General features: G+C 66.1%; 24 protein-coding genes. 12 read left to right on the forward strand and 12 right to left on the reverse strand.

Translation table 11 applies throughout. The features are described from left to right. Nucleotides 1-153: 153 nt before the first annotated feature. The 5 genes from EDF58_RS16050 (at nt 154) to EDF58_RS16070 (ending at nt 5,060) form a co-directional block, all read left to right on the forward strand. Complete coding sequence (locus EDF58_RS16050) at nt 154-615, forward strand: DUF2147 domain-containing protein (protein WP_243654337.1); 462 nt, start codon at nt 154-156, stop codon at nt 613-615. Nucleotides 616-671: 56 nt separating this feature from the next. Then, the gene (locus EDF58_RS16055) at nt 672-1,970 is read left to right on the forward strand and encodes an outer membrane protein transport protein (RefSeq protein ID WP_132267412.1); all 1,299 of its coding nucleotides are present in this window, start codon (nt 672-674) and stop codon (nt 1,968-1,970) included. After that, nucleotides 1,970-3,667: a long-chain fatty acid--CoA ligase gene (locus EDF58_RS16060; protein ID WP_132267414.1), complete on the forward strand. Its 1,698-nt coding sequence runs from the start codon at nt 1,970-1,972 to the stop codon at nt 3,665-3,667. The genes EDF58_RS16055 and EDF58_RS16060 overlap by 1 nt, the downstream gene beginning before the upstream one ends. Nucleotides 3,668-3,774: 107 nt before the next feature. Further along, nucleotides 3,775-4,206 (forward strand): MerR family DNA-binding transcriptional regulator, encoded by a 432-nt coding sequence (locus EDF58_RS16065; RefSeq protein WP_132267880.1) that lies wholly within the window; start codon nt 3,775-3,777, stop codon nt 4,204-4,206. Next, nucleotides 4,203-5,060 carry an acyl-CoA thioesterase II gene (locus EDF58_RS16070; RefSeq protein ID WP_132267415.1) on the forward strand — a complete coding sequence of 286 codons (858 nt, stop codon included), beginning with the start codon at nt 4,203-4,205 and terminating at the stop codon, nt 5,058-5,060. The genes EDF58_RS16065 and EDF58_RS16070 overlap by 4 nt, the downstream gene beginning before the upstream one ends. A 106-nt stretch (nt 5,061-5,166) precedes the next feature. Here EDF58_RS16070 and EDF58_RS16075 read toward each other — a convergent pair whose 3' ends face one another. Continuing rightward, the gene (locus EDF58_RS16075) at nt 5,167-5,586 is read right to left on the reverse strand and encodes a cupin domain-containing protein (protein WP_132267882.1); all 420 of its coding nucleotides are present in this window, start codon (nt 5,584-5,586) and stop codon (nt 5,167-5,169) included. Between the two features lie 17 nt (nt 5,587-5,603). Then, nucleotides 5,604-6,887, reverse strand: a complete 1,284-nt coding sequence (locus tag EDF58_RS16080) for a pectate lyase (protein WP_132267884.1) — start codon at nt 6,885-6,887, stop codon at nt 5,604-5,606. Between the two features lie 378 nt (nt 6,888-7,265). Between EDF58_RS16080 and EDF58_RS16085 the strand changes: the two genes are divergently transcribed. The 3 genes from EDF58_RS16085 (at nt 7,266) to EDF58_RS16095 (ending at nt 12,959) form a co-directional block, all read left to right on the forward strand. Beyond that, nucleotides 7,266-10,154, forward strand: coding sequence for a TonB-dependent receptor (locus EDF58_RS16085; RefSeq protein WP_132267417.1), 2,889 nt, complete (start codon nt 7,266-7,268; stop codon nt 10,152-10,154). Nucleotides 10,155-10,212: 58 nt separating this feature from the next. After that, on the forward strand, nt 10,213-11,253 hold the full coding sequence (locus tag EDF58_RS16090; RefSeq protein WP_132267419.1) for an alpha/beta hydrolase: 1,041 nt from the start codon (nt 10,213-10,215) through the stop codon (nt 11,251-11,253). A 62-nt stretch (nt 11,254-11,315) separates the two neighbouring features. Continuing rightward, nucleotides 11,316-12,959 (forward strand): family 43 glycosylhydrolase, encoded by a 1,644-nt coding sequence (locus EDF58_RS16095; protein ID WP_132267421.1) that lies wholly within the window; start codon nt 11,316-11,318, stop codon nt 12,957-12,959. A gap of 36 nt (nt 12,960-12,995) precedes the next feature. Here the strand turns inward: EDF58_RS16095 and EDF58_RS16100 are convergent, their stop codons facing one another. From EDF58_RS16100 to ykgO, 6 genes are all read right to left on the reverse strand, one after another. Continuing rightward, the gene (locus tag EDF58_RS16100) at nt 12,996-13,778 is read right to left on the reverse strand and encodes a proteasome-type protease (protein WP_132267423.1); all 783 of its coding nucleotides are present in this window, start codon (nt 13,776-13,778) and stop codon (nt 12,996-12,998) included. A 60-nt stretch (nt 13,779-13,838) separates the two neighbouring features. After that, complete coding sequence (locus tag EDF58_RS16105; protein WP_132267425.1) at nt 13,839-14,705, reverse strand: transglutaminase family protein; 867 nt, start codon at nt 14,703-14,705, stop codon at nt 13,839-13,841. Between the two features lie 13 nt (nt 14,706-14,718). Continuing rightward, nucleotides 14,719-15,666 (reverse strand): alpha-E domain-containing protein, encoded by a 948-nt coding sequence (locus EDF58_RS16110; protein ID WP_132267426.1) that lies wholly within the window; start codon nt 15,664-15,666, stop codon nt 14,719-14,721. Between the two features lie 28 nt (nt 15,667-15,694). Next, complete coding sequence (locus tag EDF58_RS16115) at nt 15,695-17,143, reverse strand: circularly permuted type 2 ATP-grasp protein (RefSeq protein WP_132267428.1); 1,449 nt, start codon at nt 17,141-17,143, stop codon at nt 15,695-15,697. Between the two features lie 183 nt (nt 17,144-17,326). Continuing rightward, nucleotides 17,327-18,031 carry an HAD family phosphatase gene (locus EDF58_RS16120; protein WP_132267429.1) on the reverse strand — a complete coding sequence of 235 codons (705 nt, stop codon included), beginning with the start codon at nt 18,029-18,031 and terminating at the stop codon, nt 17,327-17,329. 98 nt (nt 18,032-18,129) lie between these two features. Further along, nucleotides 18,130-18,255, reverse strand: coding sequence for a type B 50S ribosomal protein L36 (ykgO, locus tag EDF58_RS16125; protein ID WP_021235112.1), 126 nt, complete (start codon nt 18,253-18,255; stop codon nt 18,130-18,132). A gap of 238 nt (nt 18,256-18,493) precedes the next feature. Between ykgO and EDF58_RS16130 the strand changes: the two genes are divergently transcribed. The 3 genes from EDF58_RS16130 to EDF58_RS16140 all read left to right on the forward strand — a co-directional run bounded on the left by EDF58_RS16130 (nt 18,494) and on the right by EDF58_RS16140 (nt 21,209). After that, nucleotides 18,494-19,246 (forward strand): DUF4136 domain-containing protein, encoded by a 753-nt coding sequence (locus tag EDF58_RS16130; protein ID WP_132267431.1) that lies wholly within the window; start codon nt 18,494-18,496, stop codon nt 19,244-19,246. A 188-nt stretch (nt 19,247-19,434) separates the two neighbouring features. Continuing rightward, the gene (locus EDF58_RS16135) at nt 19,435-20,055 is read left to right on the forward strand and encodes a DUF4136 domain-containing protein (RefSeq protein WP_207913025.1); all 621 of its coding nucleotides are present in this window, start codon (nt 19,435-19,437) and stop codon (nt 20,053-20,055) included. Next, a complete protein-coding gene (locus tag EDF58_RS16140) occupies nt 20,052-21,209 on the forward strand; it encodes a M14-type cytosolic carboxypeptidase (RefSeq protein ID WP_132267432.1) in 1,158 nt (385 codons plus the stop codon). The genes EDF58_RS16135 and EDF58_RS16140 overlap by 4 nt, the downstream gene beginning before the upstream one ends. Before the next feature lie 81 nt (nt 21,210-21,290). Here EDF58_RS16140 and EDF58_RS16145 read toward each other — a convergent pair whose 3' ends face one another. The 4 genes from EDF58_RS16145 to EDF58_RS16160 form a co-directional block, all read right to left on the reverse strand. Further along, complete coding sequence (locus EDF58_RS16145; protein WP_132267434.1) at nt 21,291-21,923, reverse strand: alpha/beta hydrolase; 633 nt, start codon at nt 21,921-21,923, stop codon at nt 21,291-21,293. A 181-nt stretch (nt 21,924-22,104) separates the two neighbouring features. Then, the gene (locus tag EDF58_RS16150) at nt 22,105-22,542 is read right to left on the reverse strand and encodes a cytidine deaminase (RefSeq protein ID WP_132267435.1); all 438 of its coding nucleotides are present in this window, start codon (nt 22,540-22,542) and stop codon (nt 22,105-22,107) included. Next, nucleotides 22,539-23,258, reverse strand: a complete 720-nt coding sequence (locus EDF58_RS16155) for a glycoside hydrolase family 25 protein (protein WP_132267437.1) — start codon at nt 23,256-23,258, stop codon at nt 22,539-22,541. The genes EDF58_RS16150 and EDF58_RS16155 overlap by 4 nt, the downstream gene beginning before the upstream one ends. Nucleotides 23,259-23,271: 13 nt before the next feature. Beyond that, nucleotides 23,272-23,754: a UPF0262 family protein gene (locus EDF58_RS16160; protein ID WP_132267439.1), complete on the reverse strand. Its 483-nt coding sequence runs from the start codon at nt 23,752-23,754 to the stop codon at nt 23,272-23,274. Nucleotides 23,755-24,001: 247 nt separating this feature from the next. On the opposite strand from EDF58_RS16160, the gene EDF58_RS16165 reads away from it, so the two are divergent. Then, entirely contained in the window at nt 24,002-25,513 is a 1,512-nt protein-coding gene (locus EDF58_RS16165) for a replicative DNA helicase (RefSeq protein WP_132267440.1), read from the forward strand. The last annotated feature ends 8 nt before the right edge of the window (nt 25,514-25,521 follow it).

Here is a 25,521-nt window from a genome sequence, read left to right on the forward strand (position 1 = left end):
GACGCGCCGAGGGCTCTTCCCCAGGCTGCGTCGTCTTCTTCCCTAAGGGTGCAATTCTTTCCCTATACGTCAAGCAAATTATCGGTTACGACAAATCAACATCCCACCGTAAGGGCCCCGTCCCGCCGGTGAGAAGATGTCCGGTTGGAGACGATGGAGAGGTCGCTCATGAAACAGTGGAAACCTGCGGGGCTGGCATTTGTTGCCGCGGCCCTGATCGCAATTCCCGGCGCGAATCCGGCATTGGCGGCCGGCGGCGACTCCGTCGTCGGCAAGTGGCGCACACCATCCAAGCACGGGGTCGTCGAACTCAGCCGCTGCGGCGAATCGGTCTGCGGCCGGCTCGTCGATTCGGACGGCCTGAAGACCAACCCCGACCTGCGCGACGTGAACAATAAGGACACCGCGCAGCGTGGCCGCAAGATCAAGGGCCTGCAAATTGTCGGTGGTTTCAAGGCCAAAGGGAACGAATGGGTCGAAGGACAGATCTACAATCCTGAGGACGGCGGCACCTACAAGGCGACGATAACGCCTTCGGGGGCCAATAGCCTCAAGCTCAAGGGCTGCATCGTCTGGCCCTTGTGCAAGACCCAGACCTGGACGCGCATCCCCTGAGGCGCACCGGGTACACGAAGGTTCAGGGCATAAGAGAATTAAGGGAGTTCAAGGATATGAAACGCACTTCGGGCCGCATTCTTCTCGCGGGCACCGCATCGGCCATCGTGTTCGGCTTTGCCGGCGCCGCCCATGCACAGGCCTTCTACCTTCAGGAACAGTCGGTACGCGCACAGGGCCGCGCCTTCTCGGGTGAGGCCGCCGATACCGGCGTCGACTCGCTGTGGTGGAACCCGGCTGCGATCGGCGGACTCGAAGGCGGCCAGGCTTCGGTCCACGCCAGCGTCATCCTGCCGCGCGGCAAAGTGGTGGACGACGGTACCGTGATCGTCCGCCCCGGGCAGGCACCTGCCCCGGTCGGCGGCAATGGCCTGGCCAAAAACCCCATCGACAACGGCGTGCTGCCCTCCGGCTCGATCGCCTACGGCACCGGCAAGTTCGCCTTCGGCCTGACGGTGACCTCGCCTTATTCCTTCACCACCAATTACGATGCCGACAGCTGGGCCCGCTATTCCGCGGACAAGACCAAGCTGCGCACGATCGACATCCAGCCCAGCGTCGCCTTCCAGCCGGTCGAAGGCCTCTATATCGGCGCGGCTGCCAACGTCGAACATGTCGACGCCACCCTCGGCAACTACCTGCCCAACCTCTCGCCGCTGCTGGCGGACGGCCATCAGCAGCTCAAGGGCAGCGGCTGGGACGTGGGCTGGTCGGTCGGCGCCCAGTACCATAACGGCCCCGCCTCGATCGGCGTCGCCTACAAGTCGGCCATCAAGCACAAGCTCGACGGCTCGCTGACCATCGACGGCCTGCTCGGCCCGCTTGCCGCGCAGAACCGGACGCTCGACGCCACGGCCGAATTCACCACCCCGTGGCAGGCGATCATGTCCGGCCGCATCCACGCCACCAAGCAGCTGACGCTGAACGCGCAAGTCGTGGCCTTCGGCTGGAGCAAGTTCGACACCATCGATCTCGGCGCCCCGATCAACCAGCAGATCCCCGAGAACTACAAGGACGGCTTCTCCTACGCCTTCGGCATGGACTACGACGTCAATCCGAAGTGGACCGTGCGCGGCGGCATCCAGTACGGCGAGACGCCGACCAGCAGCGGCGACCGCGATGCCCGCGTGCCTGACAGCAACCGCTGGAACTTCTCGGCCGGCACCACCTGGAACATGAGCGAGAAGATCGCGATCGACGCGGCCGCCTCGTACATCACGTTCAAGGACGCGCCGATCGACCGCATCACCGCGGCCTATCCGGGCACGGCGGCACAGACCCCGGTGATCACCAACGGCAGCCTCCAGGATGCTTACGCCATGGTCTTCTCGCTCGGCGCGCGGGTGGCCTTCTGATGGGAGCCGCGGCGACGATCGGCGGACACTCCGCCCCGGAGACCTCCTCCCAACTTCCGGAAGAGATGCCGCCGATCGCGCCGCGGTTGCTCACCGACCTGCTCGACCATGCCGTGGAAGCTCACGGCGCCTGGCCGGCGATCGACTTCATGGGCCGCAAGTGGACCTACAAGGAGATCGGCGACCTGTCCCGCCGCGCGGCGCGGGGGTTGCAGGACCTCGGCGTCAAGCGGGGGACGCGGGTGGGCCTGTGCCTGCCCAATACGCCCTACTACGTGATCTGCTACTTCGCGATCCTGCGCATCGGCGGGATCGTGGTGAACTTCAACCCGCTCTACACCGAGCGCGAGATGGCGCATCTGGTCGACGATTCCGGCGCGGAATTCATCGTCGCCTCCGACCTTGCGCTCTCGCTTCCCAAGATCGAGCCGCTGGTCGGAAAAGGCGCGCTGCGCCGCGTGATCGTCTGCCCGATCGCCGATGCCCTGCCCAAGCTGAAGGGCCGCGCCTATCGCCTGCTCAAGCGCAAGGACATCGCGCGTGAGCCGCACGACTTGCGTTTCCTGCGCTTTGCGGACCTGATCGCGCGCGACGCCGATCCCGATCCCGTCGAACGCTCGCCCTCGGACCTTGCCGTGCTGCAATATACTGGCGGCACCACCGGCGTGCCCAAGGGCGCGATGCTCAGCCACGCGAACCTCGCCGCCAATTCGGCACAGATGATCGCCCATGTCGGCCACATGCCGGAGACGCAGGAGCGCACGCTGGGCGTCCTGCCGTTGTTCCACGTCTTCGCGCTGACCACGGTGCTCAACTACTCGGTGGACACCGCCGCCGAGATGATCCTGCTGCCGCGTTTCGAGATGAAGTCGTTCCTGGCCACCGCCAAGCGCACCAGACCGACGCAGTTCTTCGGGGTTCCCACGCTCTATACCGCGCTCAACAACCAGCAGCTCCACGGCGAGTTCGACCAGGTGCGCGTCTGCATCTCGGGCGGGGCGCCGCTGCCGCTGGAAGTGCGCCAGAAGTTCGAGCAGCGCACCGGCGTGCGCGTGGTGGAAGGCTACGGCCTGTCCGAAGCCTCGCCGATCATCGCCTGCAATCCGCTGGAAGGCGACGTGAAGAACAATTCCTGCGGCCCGGCCTTCCCCGGAACCGTGCTGGAAATCCGCGATCCGGACAACCTGCATAAGGTCATGCCCCAGGGCGAGCGCGGCGAAGTCTGCGCGCGCGGCCCGCAAGTCATGTCCGGCTACTGGAACCGGCCCGAGGAATCGGAAAAGACCTTCATCTACGGTGCCTTGCGCACGGGAGACGTTGGCTATCTCGACGAAGACGGCTATCTGTTCCTGGTGGACAGGATCAAGGACATGATCCTCTGCGGGGGGTACAATGTCTATCCGAGAACGATCGAGGATGCGCTCTACGAGCATCCGATGGTGCACGAGGCGATCGTGATCGGCATTCCCGATACCTATCGCGGGCAGGCGCCCAAGGCCTTCGTGGCGCTCCATCCCGGCGATACGCTGGACCAGGAAACCCTGATGGCCTTCCTCAAGGAACGGCTCAACAAGATCGAGATGCCAAGCCAGATCGAATTCCGCGACAGCCTGCCCAAGACGCTGGTCGGCAAGCTCTCCAAGAAGGAGCTGGTCGAGGAAGAGGCCGCGCGCCGCGCCTCGGGACAGGATTCGTGAGCGGCACCGGAGCCGCACTCACTCCGAACGGCGCGCCCCTCCCCGCAGCAGGCGCGCAGGCGGCAGCCCCGCGCGAGAACCCGGAAGGGGGAGAGCCGGGCGGCGACATGCTCGGCATCCAGGAAGCCGCCACCGAACTGGGCGTGACCATGCGCACCTTGCGCTTCTATGAGGACAAGGACCTGATCGCCCCGCAGCGCGTCGGCACCACCCGCATCTATTCGCGCCGCGAAATGGGCAGGATGCAGCTGATCCTGCGCGGCAAGCGGCTCGGCTTCTCGATCCGCGAGATCAAGGAATTCCTCGATCTCTACGACGTCGATCCCGAGCACCACGAACAGGTCCGCGCGCTACTGACCCGGGTCACCGACCGTATTGACGAACTGCGCCAGCAGAAGACCGCGATCGAACAGACACTGGAAGAACTGCTGTCCATCGAGCGGCAGTCGCTGGCCTGGCTCAAGGGCATGCCGGTGGAAGTCCGCAGCGGCCCGGCATCGGCCCCGCCGCCTGAAGAACGGCCCGGAGACCAGCCATGAGTGAAGACGCCCGCCGCGCCGTGGAAGAACTGCGCGACCTGCTCGACGTGGAAGAGATCGATACCGGCATCTTCCGAGGCGCCGCCTCGGCCGAGGAAATGGGCCGCGTCTATGGCGGCCAGGTCGTGGCCCAGGCGCTGGCCGCCGCCGCGCGGGGCGTCGATCCCGAGCGGCAGGCCCACTCGCTCCACGCCTATTTCCTGCGCGCCGGCGATTCCGCCCGCCCGATCATCTACCGCGTCCTGCCTGACTTCGACGGTGGCAGCTTCTCCAACCGCCGCGTGGTCGCCATGCAGGGCGGCAAGCCGATCCTCAACCTGGCGGCTTCCTTCCACCGGCCCGAGGAAGGACTGTCCCACGCGGTGCCCATGCCGGACGTCCCGGCGCCGGACGAGTGCCCGGATTTCCGGGACGCCCTGGCCGCTGCCGGACAGAAATTGCCGTCTTTCCTGCTGGACCGGCTCGCGGCCTTCGACATCCGCCCCTGCCCCCCGGTGCGCGGCGGCGATCTGCCCCAGCGCCAGGAATGGTTCCGGCTGGCCCGGCCGCTCGGCAGCGATGACACGATGCAGCGGGTGCTCCTGGCCTATGCCAGCGACTTCGCGCTCGTTTCCACGGCGCTGATGCCGCACGGGCTGGGGTTCTTCTCGCCCGGCGTGACCGGCGCCAGCCTCGACCACGCGATCTGGTTCCACCAGACCCCGCCGATCGACGACTGGCTGCTCTATGCCATGGACAGCCCCTGGTCCGGCCATGCCCGCGGCTTTGCCCGCGGCGCGATCTACACGCGCTCGGGCGAACTGGTCGCCAGCGTCGCGCAGGAGGGCCTGCTCCGCGTCAATCCCCAGGCCTGACCGTCCGCTTGGAAATTCGCTGACTTCAGGGCGCCGGCCCTTTCTCCAAGCCCATGACCGGGTGGAGAAAAAAGCCGGTGCCCCGCTAGAAATGCCTCGGGGCGCCTTACTTTCCGGCAGCCACGGGCGGGTTGGGATAAGCGATGACGAGCGAAAGCGGTGCTTCGCCGCGCTGCCAGATGCCCACGACCGCGCCGTTGTAGAGATAGGCCGTCATGCCCGGCCGCAGCACCGCGCGCTGGCCGTCCGACACCACTTCGCCCTCGCCCGACAGGACGTAATAGACCTCATCGTGCGCGATGGGATGCGCGCCGATGGCCGCGCCCTTGTGCAAGACCCGGCGGCGGAACTCCATCGCGCGCGGTGCGGGCACGGCATCCGAAATGCGATAGGCCGTGCTCATGCCGATGGCGCCGTGCGGAGGGGCTTCCTCGCGCACGGTGTCCTTTTCGTCGATGACGGCCATGGGCGGGGCCGAGGGTGGAGGCGGGGCCGGAGCCGGGGCGCCGGTAGTGGAAGCCGCCATCAGCAGCAGCCCCGCGATCACTTCGCCGCCCCTTCGCGCATTTCCCTGTCTCGCGCGGAGAGCTTCTCCTGCGGTCCGGCCTTCTGCCCGGGATAGAGGCCCGACTTCGGCGTCATCGTGCCGAGATTCCAGTCCTTCTCCACGAAGGCGGCCTGGGTCGGCGCCGGATGCGGATAACCGCCGACGACTTTCTCGTCGTCGATCACTTCGCCGCGGCCCTCGGCCACGAAAAACAGCACGCGGATGTCGTCGGGTGCGCGGTCCCACGGGCGGGCGCCGACCGAGCCGAGCAGGTCGGTTTCGAGGTCGGCGGCGGGCATGACCTTGTAGCCGTCGAGGCTGGCGAGCGGTGCCGGCGCTTCGATGACTTTGGCCTTGGTCACGCCGTAGCGGCCGAGCATCGGCGCGGGATTGCCCCAGCGATCGACGTTGATGTTGTCCTTGCTGAACCAGGCGAGGTCGCCGTCGCCGCCCAGAGTCAGGAACGGCAAGCCCGGCGCGGTGGAATTGCCCGCCCGCATGACATTGCCGACGGCCGTGATCTCTCCGGTCACATAGGGATGGCCCGCCCATTCCAGGTTCATCAGGTTGTAGTGCACCGCGCGGTGGCCGGGATCGTAGATCATGTTGTTGACCATCAGCACTTGCGCCCCGCCCTTCACCAGCGGCGAGCGCTCCATGTTGTGCGCCCAGACATTGCGGTAGAAGACGATGCCGGTGGCGTTGTCGTGCACCAGCGAGCCCTTGGAATGCTCGCCCTTGGGATGGCTGGCGTCGGCCAGCCCTTCCGCGGCCAGGTTCTCGCGGAACAGCACGTCGTGGCTGGTGGCCTCGCGCCATTCCTTCACGGTCTTGCCGTTGAAGCGCGGACCCGACGTCGACATGTTCTCGTCGATCGCCCAGAAGAAGCTGCAATGCTCGATCACCACATTGTGCGCGGCGACGGTGGAAAAGGCATCGGCCTCCCAGCCAGAGAGCTTGGGCTGGCCATCCACCCCGGTCATCACGCGAAGATGGCTGATCTTCACGTCGTGGCCCTTGAGGTCGATCCCGCCGCGCACGATCGTCACGCCCGGCGAAGGCGCCGTCTGCCCGGCGATGGTGAGATAGGGCTCATCGATTTCCAGCACCGTGCGCCCCAGGTCGATCACGCCGCCCACCTCGAACACTACGGTGCGTTTGCCTTTCGCCTCGACCGCCGCCCTGAGCGATCCGGGGCCATCCTTGGCGAGCGTGGTGACGCGGATGATTCGCCCGCCGTCGCCGCCTTTCGTAGGGTCTGCCGCTTGCGCCATCGCCATGGGGGAGACCGCCGAAATCGCCAGAATGGCGGCCGATGCGGCCAGGGTAAGACGGCCGAACTGCCTCGTTGCTTTCACTGCTCTCTCCCGTTTGATCCGGTTCTTGCCAGGCTTGTTACAGCGTTCTTGACAGGGTGGCGTCCCTGCGGCAATAACTAATGACACCGGTTACCAAGACCGGCAAGAACGAACTGACGATTGCGCGACAAGGACGATACGCAGTTCAATCGAGTGCGCCGCAAAGGCGTTGAGGAAAGTACCGCAAGGTACTGGGAGCAGGTGCCGGAGAAAGGAAGCGCCCAAGGCGCGATCCTCTTTGACACCGGTATCAATAGGCTGAGAAGGCCAGTGAGCCGGAAGGCTACAGGGGGAGTGATCATGCAAAGGCATGTTTCGAGGATTTCGCTACTGAAGGCAGCGCTGGTCGCGGGCAGCGCGCTGGCATTGCCGCACACCGCCTTCGCGCAGGACACGGCCGCAGACAATACCGGCGCCGCCGCCCAGACGGCCCCGCAGGACAGCACGACCGCCCAGGAAATCATCGTCACCGGCTTCCGCCAGTCGCTGGAAGCCGCGCTCAACGTGAAGCGGGAATCGGTCAGCGCGGTCGATGCCGTCGTGGCCGAGGACATGGCCAAGTTCCCCGACCAGAACCTTGCCGAATCGCTCCAGCGCATTCCCGGCATCTCCATCCAGAAGGACGGCGGCGAAGGCCGCGCGATCACCGTTCGCGGCCTCAGCGCCCAGTTCACCCGCGTGCGCGTGAACGGCCTGGAGACCATCGCCACCAGCTCCGACGGCGCCTCCGCCAACCGCGACCGTTCGTTCGACTTCAACGTCTTCGCCTCGGAACTGTTCAGCAGCCTGGTGGTCCACAAGACCGCCGAAGCCAGCCTCGACGAAGGTTCGCTGGGCGCCGTGGTGGACCTCAACACCGGCAACCCGCTGGCGGGCAAGGCCGGCCTTTCCGCCGTGCTCAACGTCCAGGGTTCCTACAACGACCTCTCGGACAATGTCGGCCCGCGCATCGCCGGCCTGCTGTCCTGGAGGAACGACGCGGGCACGTTCGGCGTCAATCTCTCGGCCGCCTATTCGCACACCGACACGCTGGAAACCGGCAACAACTCGGTGCGCTGGGCCCAGGCCTACTTCAACTCGGTGAACGGCACGCCGTGCTACTATTCCAACGTCGGCCCGACCGGCGGCAACCCGGTCAGCACGGGCGGCGGCTATCGCCCCTCCGCCGCCTGCGACGCGGCCTCGCTCTCGTTCCACCCGCGCATCCCGCGCTACGGCGTGGTCGAGCATGACCGCAAGCGCCTGGGCCTGACCGGATCCATCCAGTTCGAGCCGACCGACCGCACCAAGCTCTCGATCGACGGCCTCTATTCCTCGTTCAAGGAAGACCGCGCGGAACAGTGGCTGGAAGTGCTCGCCCGCTCCAACGAACGCCGCTTCGACGTGGTGGACCCGGTCTACGACGACAACGGCAACATGGTCAGCGCCACGTTCAACAACGCCTATGTCCGCACGGAAAGCTACTTGCGCAAGTCGAAGACCGAATTCTACCAGATCGGCGCGACGCTGGACCAGGACGTCAGCGACAGCTTCCGCTTCACCCTGCTGGGCGGCATGTCGCAATCGAACGCGGACATCCCGGTCGAAACGACTTTCGCCTATGACAACCGCAACGCCAACGGTTTCAGCTACGACTATTCGGACATGAAGACGCCGGTGCTGAACTACGGCCTCGACGTGACCAATCCGGCGAACTTCCAGCTCGCCGAAATCCGCGACCGGCCTTCCTATGTGAAGAACCGCTTCAAGACCGCGCAATTGCGCACCGAGTGGGACCTTGCCGAAGGCTTCACGGTCAAGACCGGCGCGGTCTGGCGGCGCTATAACTTCCGCACCCAGTTGTTCCAGCGCGACACCGCCGCCTGCGGCGCCAACGGCACGAAGGACCTGATCCTCGGCCAGGTGACCTGCTCGGCTTCGGTCTACGGCCTGCCCGTCACTTCGGACATCTCGCAAGTCGCCAACCTGGGAGACGCGGGCCAGCCGGCCGGAACCACCGATTCCTGGCTCGTCGCCAACATCGCCAATGCGGCAGACTATACCAACCTCTATGGCCGGACCGCCATCGAGGACCTGGGCAACAACCGCCGCGTGCAGGAGACGACGTCGGGCGGGTACCTCCAGTTCGACGTGAAGGGCGACATCTTCGGGCTCGAATATGCCGGCAACTTCGGCATGCGCTATGCCCATACCGGCCAGAAATCGACCGGCTACACCGCCGGCGTCGCCGCCACCGTGGAGCGCAATTACGACGACTGGCTCCCGGCCATGAACATCGCGCTCTACCCGCGCCATGACGTGATCCTGCGCGGCGCCATCGCCAAGGTCATCACCCGGCCTTCGCTGGGCAACCTCAACCCGGGCGGTTCGGTGGACGGCTTCAACTACCGCGTCACGTTCGGCAACCCGTTCCTCGATCCCTATCGCGCGACCAATTTCGACCTTTCGGCCGAATGGTACTTCGCCCCGCAGGCCCTGCTTTCGGTGGCGGCCTTCATCAAGAAGATCGAAAGCTTCCCGGTCGCCGGCACTTATGTGGCCACCCTGCCGCAGCTCGGCCTCGGCCGCGACGTGCTGGGCCAGAGCACGCCTGCCTACATCAACTACGATCCCAACCAGGAATATGTCGTCTCCTCGCAGGTCAACGGCCAGGGCGCGACGCTGAAGGGCGTGGAAGTGGCACTGCAACTGCCCTTCACCTTCCTGCCCGGCATCCTCAGCCACACGGGCTTCCAGGGCAACGCCACGTTCATCAAGAGCAAGGCGGACTACACGATCACCGGCCCGGCCACTTCGGCCTGTACCCGCAACGCCACGACAGGCGCCTGCGCCCTCACCGGCGTCTCGGCGGTCTATACCCAGACCTTGCTGGGCGTGTCCAAGAAGGCGGCCAACGCCACGCTCTACTATGACGACGGCAAGTTCAGCATTCGCGGTTCGGTCAGCTATCGCGGGCCCTTCGTGGATGCGACCAGCGCCACGGGCAATATCTTCGAAGGCTATGGCTCCTACACCAGCATCGATGCGGCGATCCGCTACAAGGCCACGGAGTGGCTGGAACTCTCGATCGACGGCAACAACCTGACCGATGCCTATCGCTATCGCTTCAACGACGTCTTCGCGGAGCGCAACTACGAAAACAACCACTTCGGCCGCACCATCCTGTTCGGCGCGCGCGCAAAGTATTGACGTTCGGCCGATACATCTGCCGAATGCCATGAACTGAAATAACGAAGAGGAAGCCGCCATGACCATCGACCGCCGATCGTTCATGGCGGCTTCGCTCGCCTCCGGGCTGCTGCCTGGATTGAGCGCCGGCCAGGCCCAGGCCCAAACCGGAAGGCCGGGCGATAGCGGCATGACACCGCCCCCGGCCGATACCGCCAAGGCGCCGCCGCCAGGCTTGCCGGAACCCACCGAGACGATCGACCTCTGGCCGAAAGGCGCGCCGGGAATGCCCGGAGCGCCGCCGGTCGAAACCGTCACCGAACGCTCTGCCAATGGGCAGGTCAACGATCGCTCCGTCACCGGCACCACCCATCCGCGGATGGTGGTGTTCCGGCCCGACCGGCCCAACGGCGCGGCAGTGCTGATCGCCCCGGGCGGCGGCTACCGGCTCGTCGTGATCGACAAGGAAGGCTACGAAGTGGCGCGCTGGCTTGCCGCGCGCGGCTTCACGGCCTTCGTGCTGTTCTACCGCCTCCCCGGCGAAGGCTGGGCGGATCGGCAGGACGTGCCTCTGGCCGATGCGCAGCGCGCCATGCGCCTGATCCGCCACCGTGCGAAAGACTTCGGGATCCAGCCGGAGCGCGTCGCCGCCATGGGCTTTTCGGCCGGCGGCCATGTCTGCGCCAGCCTCTCCACCCGCTTCGACGCGAAAGTCTACGCCCCGGTCGACGCGGCGGACAGACTTTCCGCGCGCCCGTTCTGCGCGGCCCCGGTCTATCCGGTGGTCTCGATGGACCCGGCCATTGCCCATGCCGGATCCCGCGACCTGCTGCTCGGCCCCGCGCCCACAGCGGAACTGGAAGCCGCGCACTCGCCGGAGCGCACGGTGCCCAAGGGCGCGCCGCCGCACTTCCTGCTTCACGCCGAGGACGATCCCGTCGTCCCGGTAGACAACAGCCTGCGCCTGCGCGCCGCGCTCCGCGCGCAAGGCGTGCCGGTGGAAACCCACCTCTTCGCGCAAGGCGGCCACGGCTTCGGGCTGCGCGGCACGATCGGCAAGCCGGTCGAGGCGTGGCCCGATCTCTGGCGGGCCTGGGCGCGCTCGGTCGGCCTGGCCTGAGGTACCTGGGGCTGAGGTAGATGGCCGGAAAGAACCGGCCGAAACATTAGGGGCAGAATGGGATGACGATGGACAGACGCGACGCACTCAAGACCGCCCTGCTCGGCGGCATCGGCCTTGCGGCCCCCACTCTCGCAAGCGGAGAGGCTGCCGCGAAGGCGCCCGGAACGGGTAGCGCTCCGCCGTCCGCCCCAACGGCGCCCGCCCGCAACTGGCGCCGCGGCTTCGACAACCAGCGCGTTTCCAGCCTCGGCGGCGGCAGGATGCTCAACCCCGTCCTTTCGGGCGACCGGCCCGACCCCGCCATCCTCAAGGACGGCGAAGACTATTATCTCACGTTCTCCAGCTTCGATTCCTACCCCGGCCTCACCATCTGGCACAGCCGCGACTTGGTGAACTGGCAGCCGCGCAAACCGGCGCTGACCCGCAATATCGGCTCGGTATGGGCGGTGAGCCTGGAGAAGCACGAGGGACGCTACTTCCTCTACATCCCGGTCAAGGCCGAGCCCAACGAGATCTACGTGATCTGGGCGGATCATATCGACGGCCCGTGGAGCGACCCGAAGCCGCTGGGCCTGCACGACCATATCGACCCCTGCCATGCCGTGGGCGAGGACGGCTCGCGCTGGCTGTTCCTCTCGGGCGGGGACCGGGTGCGGCTTTCCGAAGACGGGCTGTCGCTGTCCGGCAAGGTCGAGCACGTCTACGATCCCTGGCACTATCCCGAGGATTGGGACGTGGAAGGTTTCTCGCCCGAGGGCCCCAAGATCCACCGCCATGGCGACTGGTTCTACATGCTCACGGCGGTCGGCGGCACGGCCGGGCCGCCCACCGGCCATATGGTGATCGCCGCCCGCGCCCGCTCGATCCATGGCCCCTGGGAACAGCACCCCGGCAATCCGCTGGTCCGCACCGAAAGCCAGTCCGAAGCCTGGTGGTCGCGCGGCCACGCCTCGCTGGTCGAAGGGCCGGACAAGCGGTGGTACACGCTTTACCACGGCTTCGAGAACGGCTTCTGGACGCTCGGGCGCCAATGCCTGCTCGACACGATCGAATGGACGCCGGACGGCTGGTTCAGGATGACCGGCGGAGACCTGTCGCAGCCGCTGCCCGCGCCGAAAGTGGCCGATCCCCTGCCCCACGGCATGGCGCTGTCGGACGATTTCTCCAAGCCGCTGGCGATGGGTTCGAAATGGTCGTTCTTCCGTCCCGCGCCTGACGAGGCGGCCCGCGTGCGCGTCGCGGACGGTGCCCTGCATCTCAGAGGCAAGGGCCTGGCCCCGTCGAGCGGCTCCCCGCTGCTGCTGATCGCGGGCGACACCAGCTATCAGTTCGAATGCGACATCGAGCTGGCCCCCGGGGGCACGGCGGGCCTCCTGCTGTTCTACGACGACAAGCTCTACGCCGGCCTCGGCTTCGACGAGACGCGCTTCGTCACGCACCAATATGGCATCGAGCGCGGCCGGCCCGCCAATCCCCATGGCGGCCGCATGAAAATGCGCCTCACCAACCGGCGACATATCATCGCCTTCCACACCTCGGCAGACGGCGGCCGTACCTGGAAGCGCTTCGATCGCGGCATGGAAGTTTCGGGCTACCACCACAATGTGCGCGGCGGTTTCCTGATGCTCCGGCCCGGCCTCTATGCGGCCGGTCCCGGCGAAGCGACGTTCCGCGACTTCCGTTTCACGGCGCTGGAGGACTGAGTTCGGCGCGGCGGAGGGAGCCGCGCCGCCGAACGCTCAGGACTTTCCGGTGCCGCCATTGCCCGAAGTATCGAGCCTGGTTTCCATCCGGTAGTCCGGCAGGGCATCCAGCGCCTGGCGCAGCGCCTCTCCCCAGCCGTCAGAAATCGACTGGAAATACGGATCGTTCGGCTCGATCCGCCGGTCGTGGAGGGGGGTGAAGCGGTCCTGTTCCAGCACCAGCAGGTCCAGCGGCAGGCCGACCGAAAGGTTCGCCTTCACGGTCGAATCGAAGGAGACGCACATCAGCTTCACCGCCTGCTCGAAGGTCATGCTCCGGTCGTAGCCGCGGATCAGGATCGGGCGGCCGTACTTGGTCTCGCCGATCTGGAAGAAGGGCGTATCGAAGCTGGCTTCGATGAAATTGCCCTCGGGGTAGATCAGGAAAAGCCGCGGCTCCATGCCCTTGATCTGCCCGGCCACGATCATCGAGGCGCTGAAGGTGCCGGTCGCCGCCTTCTGGCCATTGTCGCTGGCGCGCTCGGTGATGATGTCCTGGAGGAGATTGCCGACCACCGTGGCCACCTGGAACATGGTGGGCGCTTCCAGCAGGGAATTGTGTCGCTCCGCCGGGGCCTTGTTGCGCTCTTCCAGCTGGCTGATGACCGCCTGGGTGGTGGCCAGATTGCCCGCCGTCATCAGGGTGATGATGCGCTCTCCCGGGATTTCCCAGTGATACATCTTCTGGAACGTGGAGATATTGTCGACGCCCGAATTGGTGCGGGTGTCACTCATCAAGACGAGTCCGCGATCCAGCATCATGCCTACACAATAGGTCATGGAATCAAAAACCCCTGAATTCCTGCGTCCCGCGCGACCATTCACGGGACCGCGGCCGTTTCAGCCGCCTTGTATCTGCCGCTGCCCGCCGTCTGCGGACTGCTGTTGCTGCTGCTGTCCTAGCAGGTTCTCCTCCACGGACAAATGCACGTCCAGCCGGGTTTCCCCCGCGCCCGTGGCCACACCCGTAACCGGGGCGGCCTCTGCATAGTCTGAGCCGCTGGCTACGCGGATATACCTTTCATCCGGGCAGATCGCGTTGGAAACGTCGAATCCGACCCAGCCCAGCCCCGGAACGTGCGCCTCTGCCCAGCCGTGCCCGGCATCCTGCTCCACCCGGTCGTTCATGCGCAGATAGCCGCCAACATAGCGCATCGGGATGTCCAGCAGGCGCCCGGCGCTGATGAAGATATGGGCGTGGTCCTGGCAGACGCCTTTTCCTGCCGTCAGCGCCTGTTCCGCCGTCGTGCGCACGTCCGTGGCGCCCGGCACATAAGCAACGCGCGCGGCGATGGCGCTGGAAAGGACATGGAGGAACCCCACGAGGTCCGACTTGTCGGCATCGACGGAGGCCAGCAGCGAACGCACCCCCTTGCCGGCGCGGGTCAGCGGCGTCGCGCGCAGGAAGCACCAGAGTGGAGCATGCCCGCCATGCGCGCCGGTGATGCCGTTGTTGTCGCTGGTGCGCACCGTGCCCGCGCAGGTGACGGTGACTTCCCGGGCGCCCGGTTCGATGGAAACGAGCGAGGTGTGGTTCTGGTGCTGATCGTCGTAGCCCACCTCGTGGCGCGCGCCGGTCAGTTCCATCGTCCAGTCGAGCACTTCCTGCCCGTGAGTGGTCTTGGGCCGCAGCCGAAGCCGCTGCAATCCGTGCGTGACGGGAGCGGCGAAAGCGTAGCGCGTGGTGTGCGTGACGGTCAGAAGCATGGAACAAGCCGTCCTATTCGTTGAAGCGGTAATCGGCGGCGATGGCACTGCCCAGCCGGCTGGTCTTGCCGATGAAGTCCTGCAGGAATTCGTGCAGGCCCATCTCGAAGATCGCCTCGATCGAGGTTTCCTGAAGCGCGCCGCCGGTGGCGCGCAGAAGCGCGTGCGCGGATGTCTCCCCGCCATATTCCTTGGCGAGGCCTGCCATGTTGCTGCGAAGCTTGTCATAGCAGAAGACCAGGCTGCGCGGAAACTGCCCGTCCAGGATCAGGAACCGAGCGATCCCGCGCGAGTCCATGGCGCCGGCGTTGAGCCAGGAATAGGCACGGTTGCCCGCCACCGAGCGCAGCAGCGTGTCCCACTGCACATTGTCCAGGCTGGAGCCGACCCAGGCCGCCGAGGGCAGCAGGACATAGTATTTCACATCGAGGATGCGCGCGGTGCTGTCCGCCCGCTCGATGAACGTGCCGATGCGCGAGAAGTTGAACACCTCGTTGCGCAGCATCGTCCCTTCCAGCGCCCCGCGCACGAGCGTGCCGGTGCGGCGGATCTGGCCCAGCACTTCGCCCAGGTTGGTCTCCCGAACCGGCCGCGCGAGCAGGTCGCGCAAATGCATCCAGCCTTCGTTGGTGGTTTCCCATACGGCGTTGGTCAGGCTGTTGCGCACCATGCGGGCATTGGTGCGCGCGTTCTCGACCATGGCCAGGACCGAGCCGGGATTGTCCTTGTCGCGCAGCAGGAAGTTGAACACCTGGGGCCCGTTGAACCCGCCGTGGACGCGGCAATAGTTCCCCACCAGCCCGGTGGTGGTCAAGACCGACTTCCACTCCTCGTCCTGCGAATGCTTGTTGCCCCGCGTCAGCGCGAGGTGGAAACCCACGTCGATCAGGCGCGCGGTGTTTTCCGCCCGTTCGAGATAGCGGCTCATCCAGTATACGCCGTTGGCGGCCCGTCCCAGCATCAGCGCGCCCTCACCCGTCCCATAGCCCTCATTCGTCCAGCACCCACGAATCCTTGGTGCCGCCACCTTGCGAGGAATTGACCACCAGCGATCCCTTCTTCAGCGCCACGCGGGTGAGCCCGCCCGGCGTGATGTCGATGCCTTCGGGCGAAACCAGCACGAAAGGCCTGAGGTCCACATGGCGCGGCGCCAGTCCTTCCTTGGTGAAGATCGGCACGGTGGATAGCGAAAGCGTCGGCTGGGCGATGTAATTGTCCGGCCGTGCGCGCAGCTTGGCCTCGAAATCGGCCAGTTCCTTCTTCGAGGCGGCCGGGCCGATCAGCATGCCGTAGCCGCCCGAGCCATGGACCTCCTTGACCACCAGTTCGGCCAGATTGTCGAGCACATAGGCCAGGGAATCGCTTTCAGAGCAGCGCCAGGTCGGCACATTGGCCAGGATCGGTTTCTCGCCGGTGTAGAACTCGACGATCTCGGGCATGTAGCTGTAGATCGCCTTGTCGTCGGCGATGCCGGTGCCCGGCGCATTGGCGATGGTAATGCCGCCCGCGCGGTAGACGTCCATGATCCCCGAAACGCCCAGCGCCGAATCGGGCTGGAAGCTCAGGGGATCGAGATAGTCGTCGTCGACGCGGCGATAGATCACGTCGATCGCCTTGTAGCCCGTGGTCGTGCGCATGGCGACGCGGCCGTCCACCACGCGAAGATCGCGGCCTTCCACCAGCTCCGCGCCCATCTGGTCGGCCAGGAAGGCGTGCTCGAAATAAGCGGAATTGTAGATGCCCGGCGTCAGCACGGCCACGGTCGGACGGGTGCCGCCGCCCTTTCCGCCATCGTACGCCGGCGGCGCGCAGGCCCGCAGCGAGCGGGCCAGACGGCGCGGATAGTCGGAAACCGGGCGCACCGGGATGCGCGTGAACAGCTCCGGGAACATCGCCATCATCGTCTCGCGGTTCTCGAGCATGTACGAGACGCCGGACGGCGTGCGGGCATTGTCTTCCAGCACCATGAACTCTTCCGGCCCGGTGCGGACGAGATCGATGCCGACGATATGGGTATAGACGCCCCCCGGCGGCGTCATCCCGATCATCTGCGACAGGAACGCCTCATTGTTGCGGAGCGCGGAGATCGGCAGGCGGCCGGAGCGGATGATCTCCTGGCGGTGATAGAGGTCCTGCAGGAAGGCATTGAGCGCCCGCACCCGCTGCTCGATGCCCTGCGTCAGCTTGCGCCACTCGCGCGCGGTGATGATGCGGGGGATCATGTCGAAGGGAATGAGCCGCTCCTCGGCGGCATCGTTCCCGTAGACGTTGAAGGTGATGCCGATGCGGCGGAAGAAGCGCTCCGCCTCGGCGTCCTGCCGTTTCAGCCAGGCCTTGTCCTGCGAGTCGTACCATTTTCGAAAGTCGGCGTAGGCAGGTCTCACCGACCCATCCTCGTTGAGCATCTCGTCGTAGTTGGTTCCGCCCGTAGCCGTCATTGTGACTCCCGTTTGTCCATGTGATGCAACACGGAAACGACCTTGCCAAGCGGTTACGCTGCAAGTGCGAAAGAAAAATTCCTGCGCGGATCGGCAGAATTCGGACCGATTTGGTCTGGAGCACGCTTTCCCGCGCAATCTCCGGCAGCGAATGCGTGCGCTGCAGGTGCTAAGTGCAGTTGGCTAATTCACTGATCCTGGCCCGGGGATCTCCGGGGCTTTGGTATCTCGCCTTGCCTGGGCTTCCAGCAGGCCCCGCGCCGTCAGGTCCGCGCGCAGCGCCGGGGCGCCGTGGAAATGATGCACCTGCCAGCCCAGCGCTCGCGCCGAAGCGATGTTGGCGGCATTGTCGTCGATGAACAGCATCGCCTGCGGGTCGTGGCCGAAGCGTTTGGCCGCCAGGTCGAAGATGCGCGCGTCGGGCTTGGCCAGCTTCTCGTCCCCGGAGACGACGATATCGCCGAACAGGTCGAACAGCGGCTCCACCGCGCGGTACTCGCGCCAGAACGGGCTGGCGAAGTTGGTGATGGCAAAGAGCGGCACGGCCTGTGCCGCAAGCTCGCGAACGATGTCGTGGCTGCCCGGGACGTTGCCGGGGATCGTTTCCAGGAACCGCGTGGCGTAAGCGTCTATCAGGGCGTCGTTGCCCGGGAACGCGGCCTTTCGCTCGGCCACCAGTTCCGCCAGATCGCGCCCGGCATCATGCTCGAAGTGCCATTCCTCGGTGACGACGGTGGTGCAGAACCAGTCCAGCCGCTCCGGCTCGGGGATCAGCTTGGCGAAAAGCAGGCGCATGTCCCACTCGACGAGGACGCGCCCGACATCGAACACGACGGCCGCTACAGGCCCGCACGCTTCGGCAGGATGGTTTTCTTGGACAGCAGACATGACAAGACCCCCGCACCTGGCGGGGGCCTCATGTCGTCAGACGCAATCGCCCGTCCGCCTTGGTCATCCCCGCCCGATGGCAGGGACAGACAGACGAATCAGCCCTGGCGGGCCTTGAAGCGACGGTTGGTCTTGTTGATGACGTAAGTGCGGCCGCGACGGCGGATCACGCGGTTGTCCCGGTGACGACCCTTGAGCGACTTCAGGCTGTTCGTAATCTTCATGTCTAGTCTCGTCTTGCGTGGTCCGGCGGTTGCACCAAGCAAACTGGGGCCGCCGCAAAATAGGAAGTGGCGCCGTTAGTGGGAGCGGCTTGCAAAGTCAAGCCCGAGGGGCCATTCCACCTCGCGCAAGAGCTTCGTTTTGCCGTTCATCCCAAGGCAATCGCAAGCGCCCATAACCCAGGTTCGGGTGCGACCCAACCGATTCTTCGCCAATCGCCTTTTCGGACCCCAACGAACAATGAAGACGCTAAAAACCGCGATTTTCGCTACTGGAATGGTCGCAACGCTGCTTGCCGCTCCCGCGCTTCAGGCCCGTCCCGGCTGGGGTGGCGGTTATGGTTCGGGCTGGGGTTCCGGCTGGGGCGATCGATGGGGCGACCCGCTGATGGGCGGCCCGGTCGGCGCGCCGATGTCCTCCAGCCGCACGAAGGATTCGCGCGAAGGCCGCGTGGAAGTGAGCCGATTCGTTGCCCAGGATCCGCAAGCGGCCGATCTCGGCCACGGCGTGGTTTCGGTTCAGTCCGATTCGGGCGAAGGCCAATGGGTGCCCGGCGCCGAGCGCGCCGCTTATGAGGCCGCCATCGTCGATGCCCTCGTCGGCGCGGGCTACGACACCCAGCACAAGGAAGACAATGGCGGGCAAGTGGCCGAGCTGAAGATCAGCCGCCAGGTCCTGACCCCTGCCGAGGAAAAGCGCAATCCGGTCAGCGGCACCGCGGCCATGGGCGTCAGCAACCGCGGCTCGGCCTACGGGCTGGCCGTGAACGTGGACCTCACCAAGCCCCGCACGGCGCTGATCGGCACCCGGCTCGACACCCGGATCGTCGACAAGGCGAGCGGCAAGGTGCTGTGGGAAGGCTATGCCACGATCGCCACGCGCGAAGGTGACGACAACTGGCCGGACTACCGCATTGCCGGCAAGCTGGCCGCCGCCCTGTTCGACGGCTTCCCCAAGGCCGACCCGGTGGGCGTGTCCGCCCCCCAGGGCTGAAAGTGCCGCGCCGGGGCACGTGCCTGCCCGCCGGCAGGCTTGCCCCCGCCGGCAGACTGAACCGCCGGCAGGCTTGACCCCGCCGCAGACTGGCCCCGCCGACCAAGCGCAACCCCGCAAGCCGCCCTTGCGACTTTCTCCCTTCACGGGGGTTTATTGCATGAGGAACCGCCTCAGGAGAGCCTGACATGATCCGCATCCGTCCTTTCGCCCCCCTGTTCATGGCCCCCCTTCTCGCCGGAGCGCTGGCTCTGGGCGGCTGCGCCGCGCAAGTCGGGCCGGTGGAAGTCACGCGGTTCAGCGCTCCGGACGCATCAATGCTCGGACGCGGGGTGATTCGCGTCGATCCTGCCAATGCGCAGGATGCCTCCAGCCTGGAATTCCGGACTTACGCCGACGCCGTGGCGCAGGAGCTGGCGAAAGTCGGCTACCGCCAGGCCCTTCCCGGAGAAGCCGTGCGCGACACGCAAGTGGCGGTGCTCTCGGTCGAACGGCAGGTCTATCAGCCCGGCGCGCGCCGCAGCCCCGTCTCGGTGGGCGTGGGCGGCAGTACCGGCAGCTACGGATCGGGCCTCGGCCTGGGGCTGGGCATCAACCTGGCCGGCAAGCCGCAGGACCAGGTGGATACCCGCATGCACGTGATGATCAAGGACCGCCCGGACGGCCGCACCATCTGGGAAGGCCGCGCGGCCTTCACTGTCGGCTCCAAGTCTCCCGTGGCGCAAACTTCGCTGGGCGCGGCAAAAATGGCCGAAGCGTTGTTCAAGGGGTTTCCGGGCAAGTCGGGTGAAACTATCCTGGTGAAATGACCAGCATCCAGATCTCCTCCGCATTCGATTCCGGCAACATCGAAGTCCTTTCCATCGACGGCACCACCGCGCGACTCAAGATCCGCCCGGATCACGAATCGGACTTCCTCCAGTGGTTCCACTTCCGCGTCAGCGCCGCCCCCGGCCAGAGCATCGCGGGCGAGGAACTGACGCTGAAGATCACCGGCCTCAACGCCTCGGCCTATCCGCTGGGCTGGCCCGGATACCGCGCCTGCGCCTCGGAAGACCGCCAGTTCTGGGGCCGCGCCGAAACCACCTGGGACGGCGGCAAGGACGGCGGAACGCTCACCATCCGCCACACGCCTGACAGCGAACTGGCCTGGTTCGCCTATTTCGCGCCCTATTCGATGGAGCGCCATCACGACCTCGTCGCCTCGCTCGCAGGGCTTGAGGAAGTGGACTACCGCCTGCTCGGCACCACGCTGGATGGCCGCCCGCTCGATTGCCTCTCCATGGGCGACGGACTCAAGCAGGTCTGGCTCTATGCCCGGCAGCATCCCGGCGAATCGATGGCCGAATGGTGGATGGAAGGCGCTCTGGAAGTGCTGGCCGATCCCGCCGATTCAGTCGGCCGTGAACTGCGCAAGCGGTGCCGCTTCCACGTCGTGCCCAACATGAACCCGGATGGTTCGGCGCGCGGCCACTTGCGCACCAATGCGGCGGGCGTGAACCTCAACCGCGAATGGGCCGAGCCCAGCGCCGAGAGGTCTCCCGAAGTGCTCGCGATCCTGGCCGCCATGGACGAAACCGGCGTGGACTTCGCCATGGACATCCACGGCGACGAAGCCATCCCCGCCGTTTTCCTGGCCGGTTTCGAGGGCATCCCCTCCCTCAAGGCCGAGCAGAAGCAGGGTTACGACCGCTACGCGACGATCCTGGAACGCCGCACGCCGGACTTCCAGACCCGCCTCGGCTACTCCACCGCCCAGCCGGGCAAGGGCAACCTGACGATGTCCACCAATCAGGTCGCCGAGCGCTTCGGCGCCGTGTCCATGACGCTGGAAATGCCGTTCAAGGACCATGACGAGGCCGCCGACCCGCGCCAGGGCTGGAGCCCGGAACGCTCGGCCCAGCTCGGCAAGGACTGCATGGGCGCGCTGCTGGAATGGCTGGTCGAGCAGGACGGCAAGTAAGAACGGCCGCGCCGGCTTGGGACGCCTGAAGGTTCGGCATCCCAAGCCCGCCGCGGTGAAGGGAACTACCCGTTCACCGGATCAGATCCCGGCCCACTGCCGCAGGGCCTGCCTGACGGCGAGGTTCTCGTCGTAGCTCCAGGACGGCGAGACGGCGGCCGCCGGCACTTCGCCGAGCACGCTCTGCAGCATCATCCAGCCCGAGGCCCAGTCGCCGCGCGTGTCGTCGCAGACGGGGAACGAATCCCAGTCCTTGGCCAGCCGGATCATCGAGCGTTGCTGCGCCATCGACGCATCCAGATCGCCGACCATGAACGAAGTGAAGGGCAGCGCCTGGCGCGGACAGGCGCCGAAGCGCGAAAGGCGGCGGTCAGCACCCGGCAGGTCCATGTTCGGCGGATTGACGACGATCGCGCCGAGCACCGGGTTTTCCGCGCCCAGTCCCTCGAACTCCACCCACCAGGCAAGCGCGAGGGCGGCGATGTCGTCAGTGACGATCACCACCGGCCGGTCGGCACGGCGAACCGCGAGGTTGAGCTTGTTGACCCAGGTATTGCGATGCGGCTCGTCCCAGAGGCCCAGCTCCAGCACCCGGCAATGCTCGCTCCAGCGCGCCCAGCGGTTCATCCAGTGCCCTTCGGCAAGGGGCGCGCCGGGCACCAGGAGAATCAGCGGCACATGGTCCTGCGCACGGGGATAACGGTAGTGTGTCATGGGGTGCTCCAACGCTGTTGGGGATACCGCCGGTCGACTCTGTCTACGTCCCGACTAGACGCACCATAACTCAACTGATTTGGTTGACAATAGGATTCCGACAAAGCGATGCGCTGCCGCGCCGCTCCGAAAGGGCCGAGCGGCCGTGCGTGCATCGCTCAAAGGGGGGAAACCCCTTGGCCTACAGGAGGTTGGCAGGTCCGAAAGCGTGAGGGAGCAGCGCGGACAGCCTCGTTTCCAGCACACCTTCCGCGCCGTCGCACCAGACCACCGGGTCGGTGCCGCCGATCTGGGCGATCTCGTTGAGGATCTGGCGGCAGCGTCCGCAGGGGGTGACGGTATCGCCCTGCCCCGCCGCGCCCGGAGCGCCGCCGGTCACGGCCACGGCTTCCAGCTTTCCGGGCTGCCCGGACGACAGGATCGCGGAAACCGCAACCGTCTCGGCGCATAGCGACAGGCCGTAGCTGGCGTTTTCGACATTGGCACCGGTGACCACCGAGCCGTCCGCCATGAGCAGCGCGGCGCCGACATGGAACTTCGAATAGGGCGCATAGGCGCGCGACGCGGCCTCGCGCGCGGCCACGAGCAGGGCGTCGCGCTGTTGAGTGGTGAAAGTCATGGCTGCACCACTACCCAGCGCAGCCCCCCTTGCGCAATCTCGCTCGCGAGCGAGCCGTTCGCCGTCCACAGGGACCACGGCCGGCCGCCATAGTCGGGCAGCATGCGATCGCGCACCAGCCAGAGGTTGCGATCCAGCTTGGCCGCGATGCGGTAGCGGTCCTCGAAAGCCTTGCTGACCTTGAGAATCACCGGCTTGCCTGCGTGCGTCTCGATCTGGTTGATGAAAGTCATCAACTCGCTTTCGACTTTGGCGTCGGACACGTTGGTGGGGCAGCCGTCCGCCAGGATGTCGAGGTCGATGGCCGGCGGCAGCAATGCCGAATCGCGCGGCACGGTGGTGACGAAATTGGCGGACTGCATTTCCGCCGGCTGGCAGGGATCGTAGCGGTGGACGGCCCCCACTTGCAGCCCCGCCGCCTTGGCCGCCACGAAATTGGCGACGAAGCGCGGATCGCGCGCAAAGGCGCTGACGCTGGCGCTGGCATCGATATAGGCGAAGTCCACGCCGACCGCCTTGAGCGACTTCCAGTTCACCTCGCCGTCGGCGGCGCCGATTTCCACGCCCTGCATGGGATAGATCGAACGATCGGGCGTCCAGTGGCGCAGATGCCACCAGCCCCAGCCCCCGGCGACAAGCGCCAGCAGCAACAGCACCGCGGCGATACGCCACAGGATGCGCGCGCGCGCCTTGGCGGCCGAACCCTTCCTCGTCATCGTGAAGCCCCCTTCAGCCGCGAATATGCAGGACGCAGATCAGCGTGAAAAGCCTGCGTGCGGTGGGGTGATCGGTGGCGACCTTGCCATCCAGCCTTTCGAGCAGGAGTTCGGCCGCCGAATCGTGGATGCCGCGCCGGGCCATGTCGATCGTCTCGATTTCCTGGGCGGAAGCCTTGCGAATCGCCTGGTAGTAGCTTTCGCAAACGGCGAAATATTCGCGCACGGGCCGGCGGAAACGGGCCAGCCCCAGCATCATGGTCTCCAGCGGATTGCCGGATTCGTCGCCCAGTTCCAGCGAGAGGCGACCGTCGCGAACGGAGAGGCGCAGCCGGTAGGGCCCCTCGTGCCCCGCCTCGAAGGCGCGGACCGGCTTGAAGACGTTGTCTTCGATGAGGTCGAAAATGGCAATGCGCCGTTCCTGCTCGATATCGGCGTTGCGCCACAGGATGGTCGCGTCGTCCAGCTCGATATGGGAGATGCGCGGATCGGACATGTTCCCTTGCCCTTTACGCGTTCGCAGCATGGGGTCGCAAGGGGCGTTGTTGCGTGGGCGTTTTTGTCCGACCGCACGGTCAGGCAAAAACAGGCGCCCGCCCGATTCGAGCGGCACCGGATGTCGAAGGCGCCCCCGGGGGAGATGTCATCCCGGCCCAAAACCGCTCCTCAACACCCTGTGGATTAATATCACTCTTCTGCTCGCTTGCTGCCGGGGGGCGAGATGGGGCATTGTCCGCCCCCTCATGTCACAACAAGCCGCCATTGCCCTCGCACCCGAGGCCGAAGCCCGCAGTCTGCCCGCCAACGTCGAGGCCGAGGCCGCATTCCTGGGCGCCGTCCTGATCGACAACCGGGTGATCGAGGAACTGCAGACGCAGCTCACCCCGATGCACTTCTACGAACCGGTCCATGCCCGGATCTACGAGCGCATCCTGCAACTGCTCGATCGCAAGGCGGTGGTGACGCCGGTTACCCTGCGCCCCTATTTCGAATCGGACGAAGCGCTGAAGGCGCTGGGCGGCGTGTCCTACCTCGCCCGCCTCACGGCCGACGGACAGGGCCTGCTGGCCCCGCGCGAGCTGGCGGACCAGATCTACGACCTTGCCCTGCTGCGCGAACTGATCTCGGTGGGCCGCAATCTCGTGGCCGAGGCGATGGACACCTCCGAATCGGTCGAACCGATGGAGCAGGTGGAACGCGCGGAAGCCGCACTGTACAAAGTGGCCGAAGGCGCCTCGACCGCGAACGAGGCCAAGAGCTTCGCCGCCGCCACCCGCACCGCCATCGGCGCCATCGAGAAGGCGTTCAATTCGGGCGGCCATATCTCGGGCAAGACCACGGGCCTCAATTCGGTCAACGGCAAGATCGGCGGCCTGCACGATTCCGACCTTATCATCCTTGCCGGCCGTCCCGGCATGGGCAAGACCTCGCTCGTCACCAACATCGCCTTCAATGCCTCCGACCGGCTCCAGCGCGACCTGGCTGACGGCATTCCGGCCGAGAAATCGGTCGGCGCGGCAACGGCCTTCTTCAGCCTGGAAATGAGCGCCGACCAGCTGGCCACGCGTATCCTGGCAGAGCAGTCGGGCATCAGCTCCGAAGCGCTGCGCATGGGCAAGATCAGCCGCGAGGATTTCCAGCAGCTCTCCTTCGCCAGCCAGCGCCTGGCCGAACTGCCGCTCTATATCGACGATACGCCCGGCCTCACCATCGCCGGCCTGCGCACCCGTGCGCGCCGCCTGAAGCGCCGCCACAATATCGGCCTGGTGATCATCGACTACCTGCAGCTGCTCCAGGGCTCGGGCCGCGCCAACGACAACCGCGTCAACGAAATCTCGGAAATCTCGCGCGGATTGAAAACGCTCGCCAAGGAACTGCACGTTCCGGTGATCGCGCTGTCCCAGCTCAGCCGTGCGGTGGAATCGCGCGAGGACAAGCGGCCGATGCTTTCCGACCTTCGCGAATCGGGCTCGATCGAGCAGGACGCGGACATGGTCTGGTTCGTGTTCCGCGAGGATTACTACGCCAAGGGCGTCGAACCGCGCGAACCCGGCGACAACGATCCGCCAGACGTCCACGCCAAGTGGAACGAATGGCGCGAACACATGGAGCGCATCACTGGCCTGTCCGAGCTGATCATCGCCAAGCAGCGCCACGGCGCCACCGGGAAGGTGCGCCTGCGCTTCGAGGCGCGGATCACCAAGTTCTCCGATCTGGCCGACGACGACATGCGCGCGGCGTTCGAAAGCGACTGACCATTCCC

Origin of the sequence: Novosphingobium sp. PhB57 (genome assembly GCF_004342985.1) — a bacterium.
GTDB lineage: Bacteria > Pseudomonadota > Alphaproteobacteria > Sphingomonadales > Sphingomonadaceae > Novosphingobium.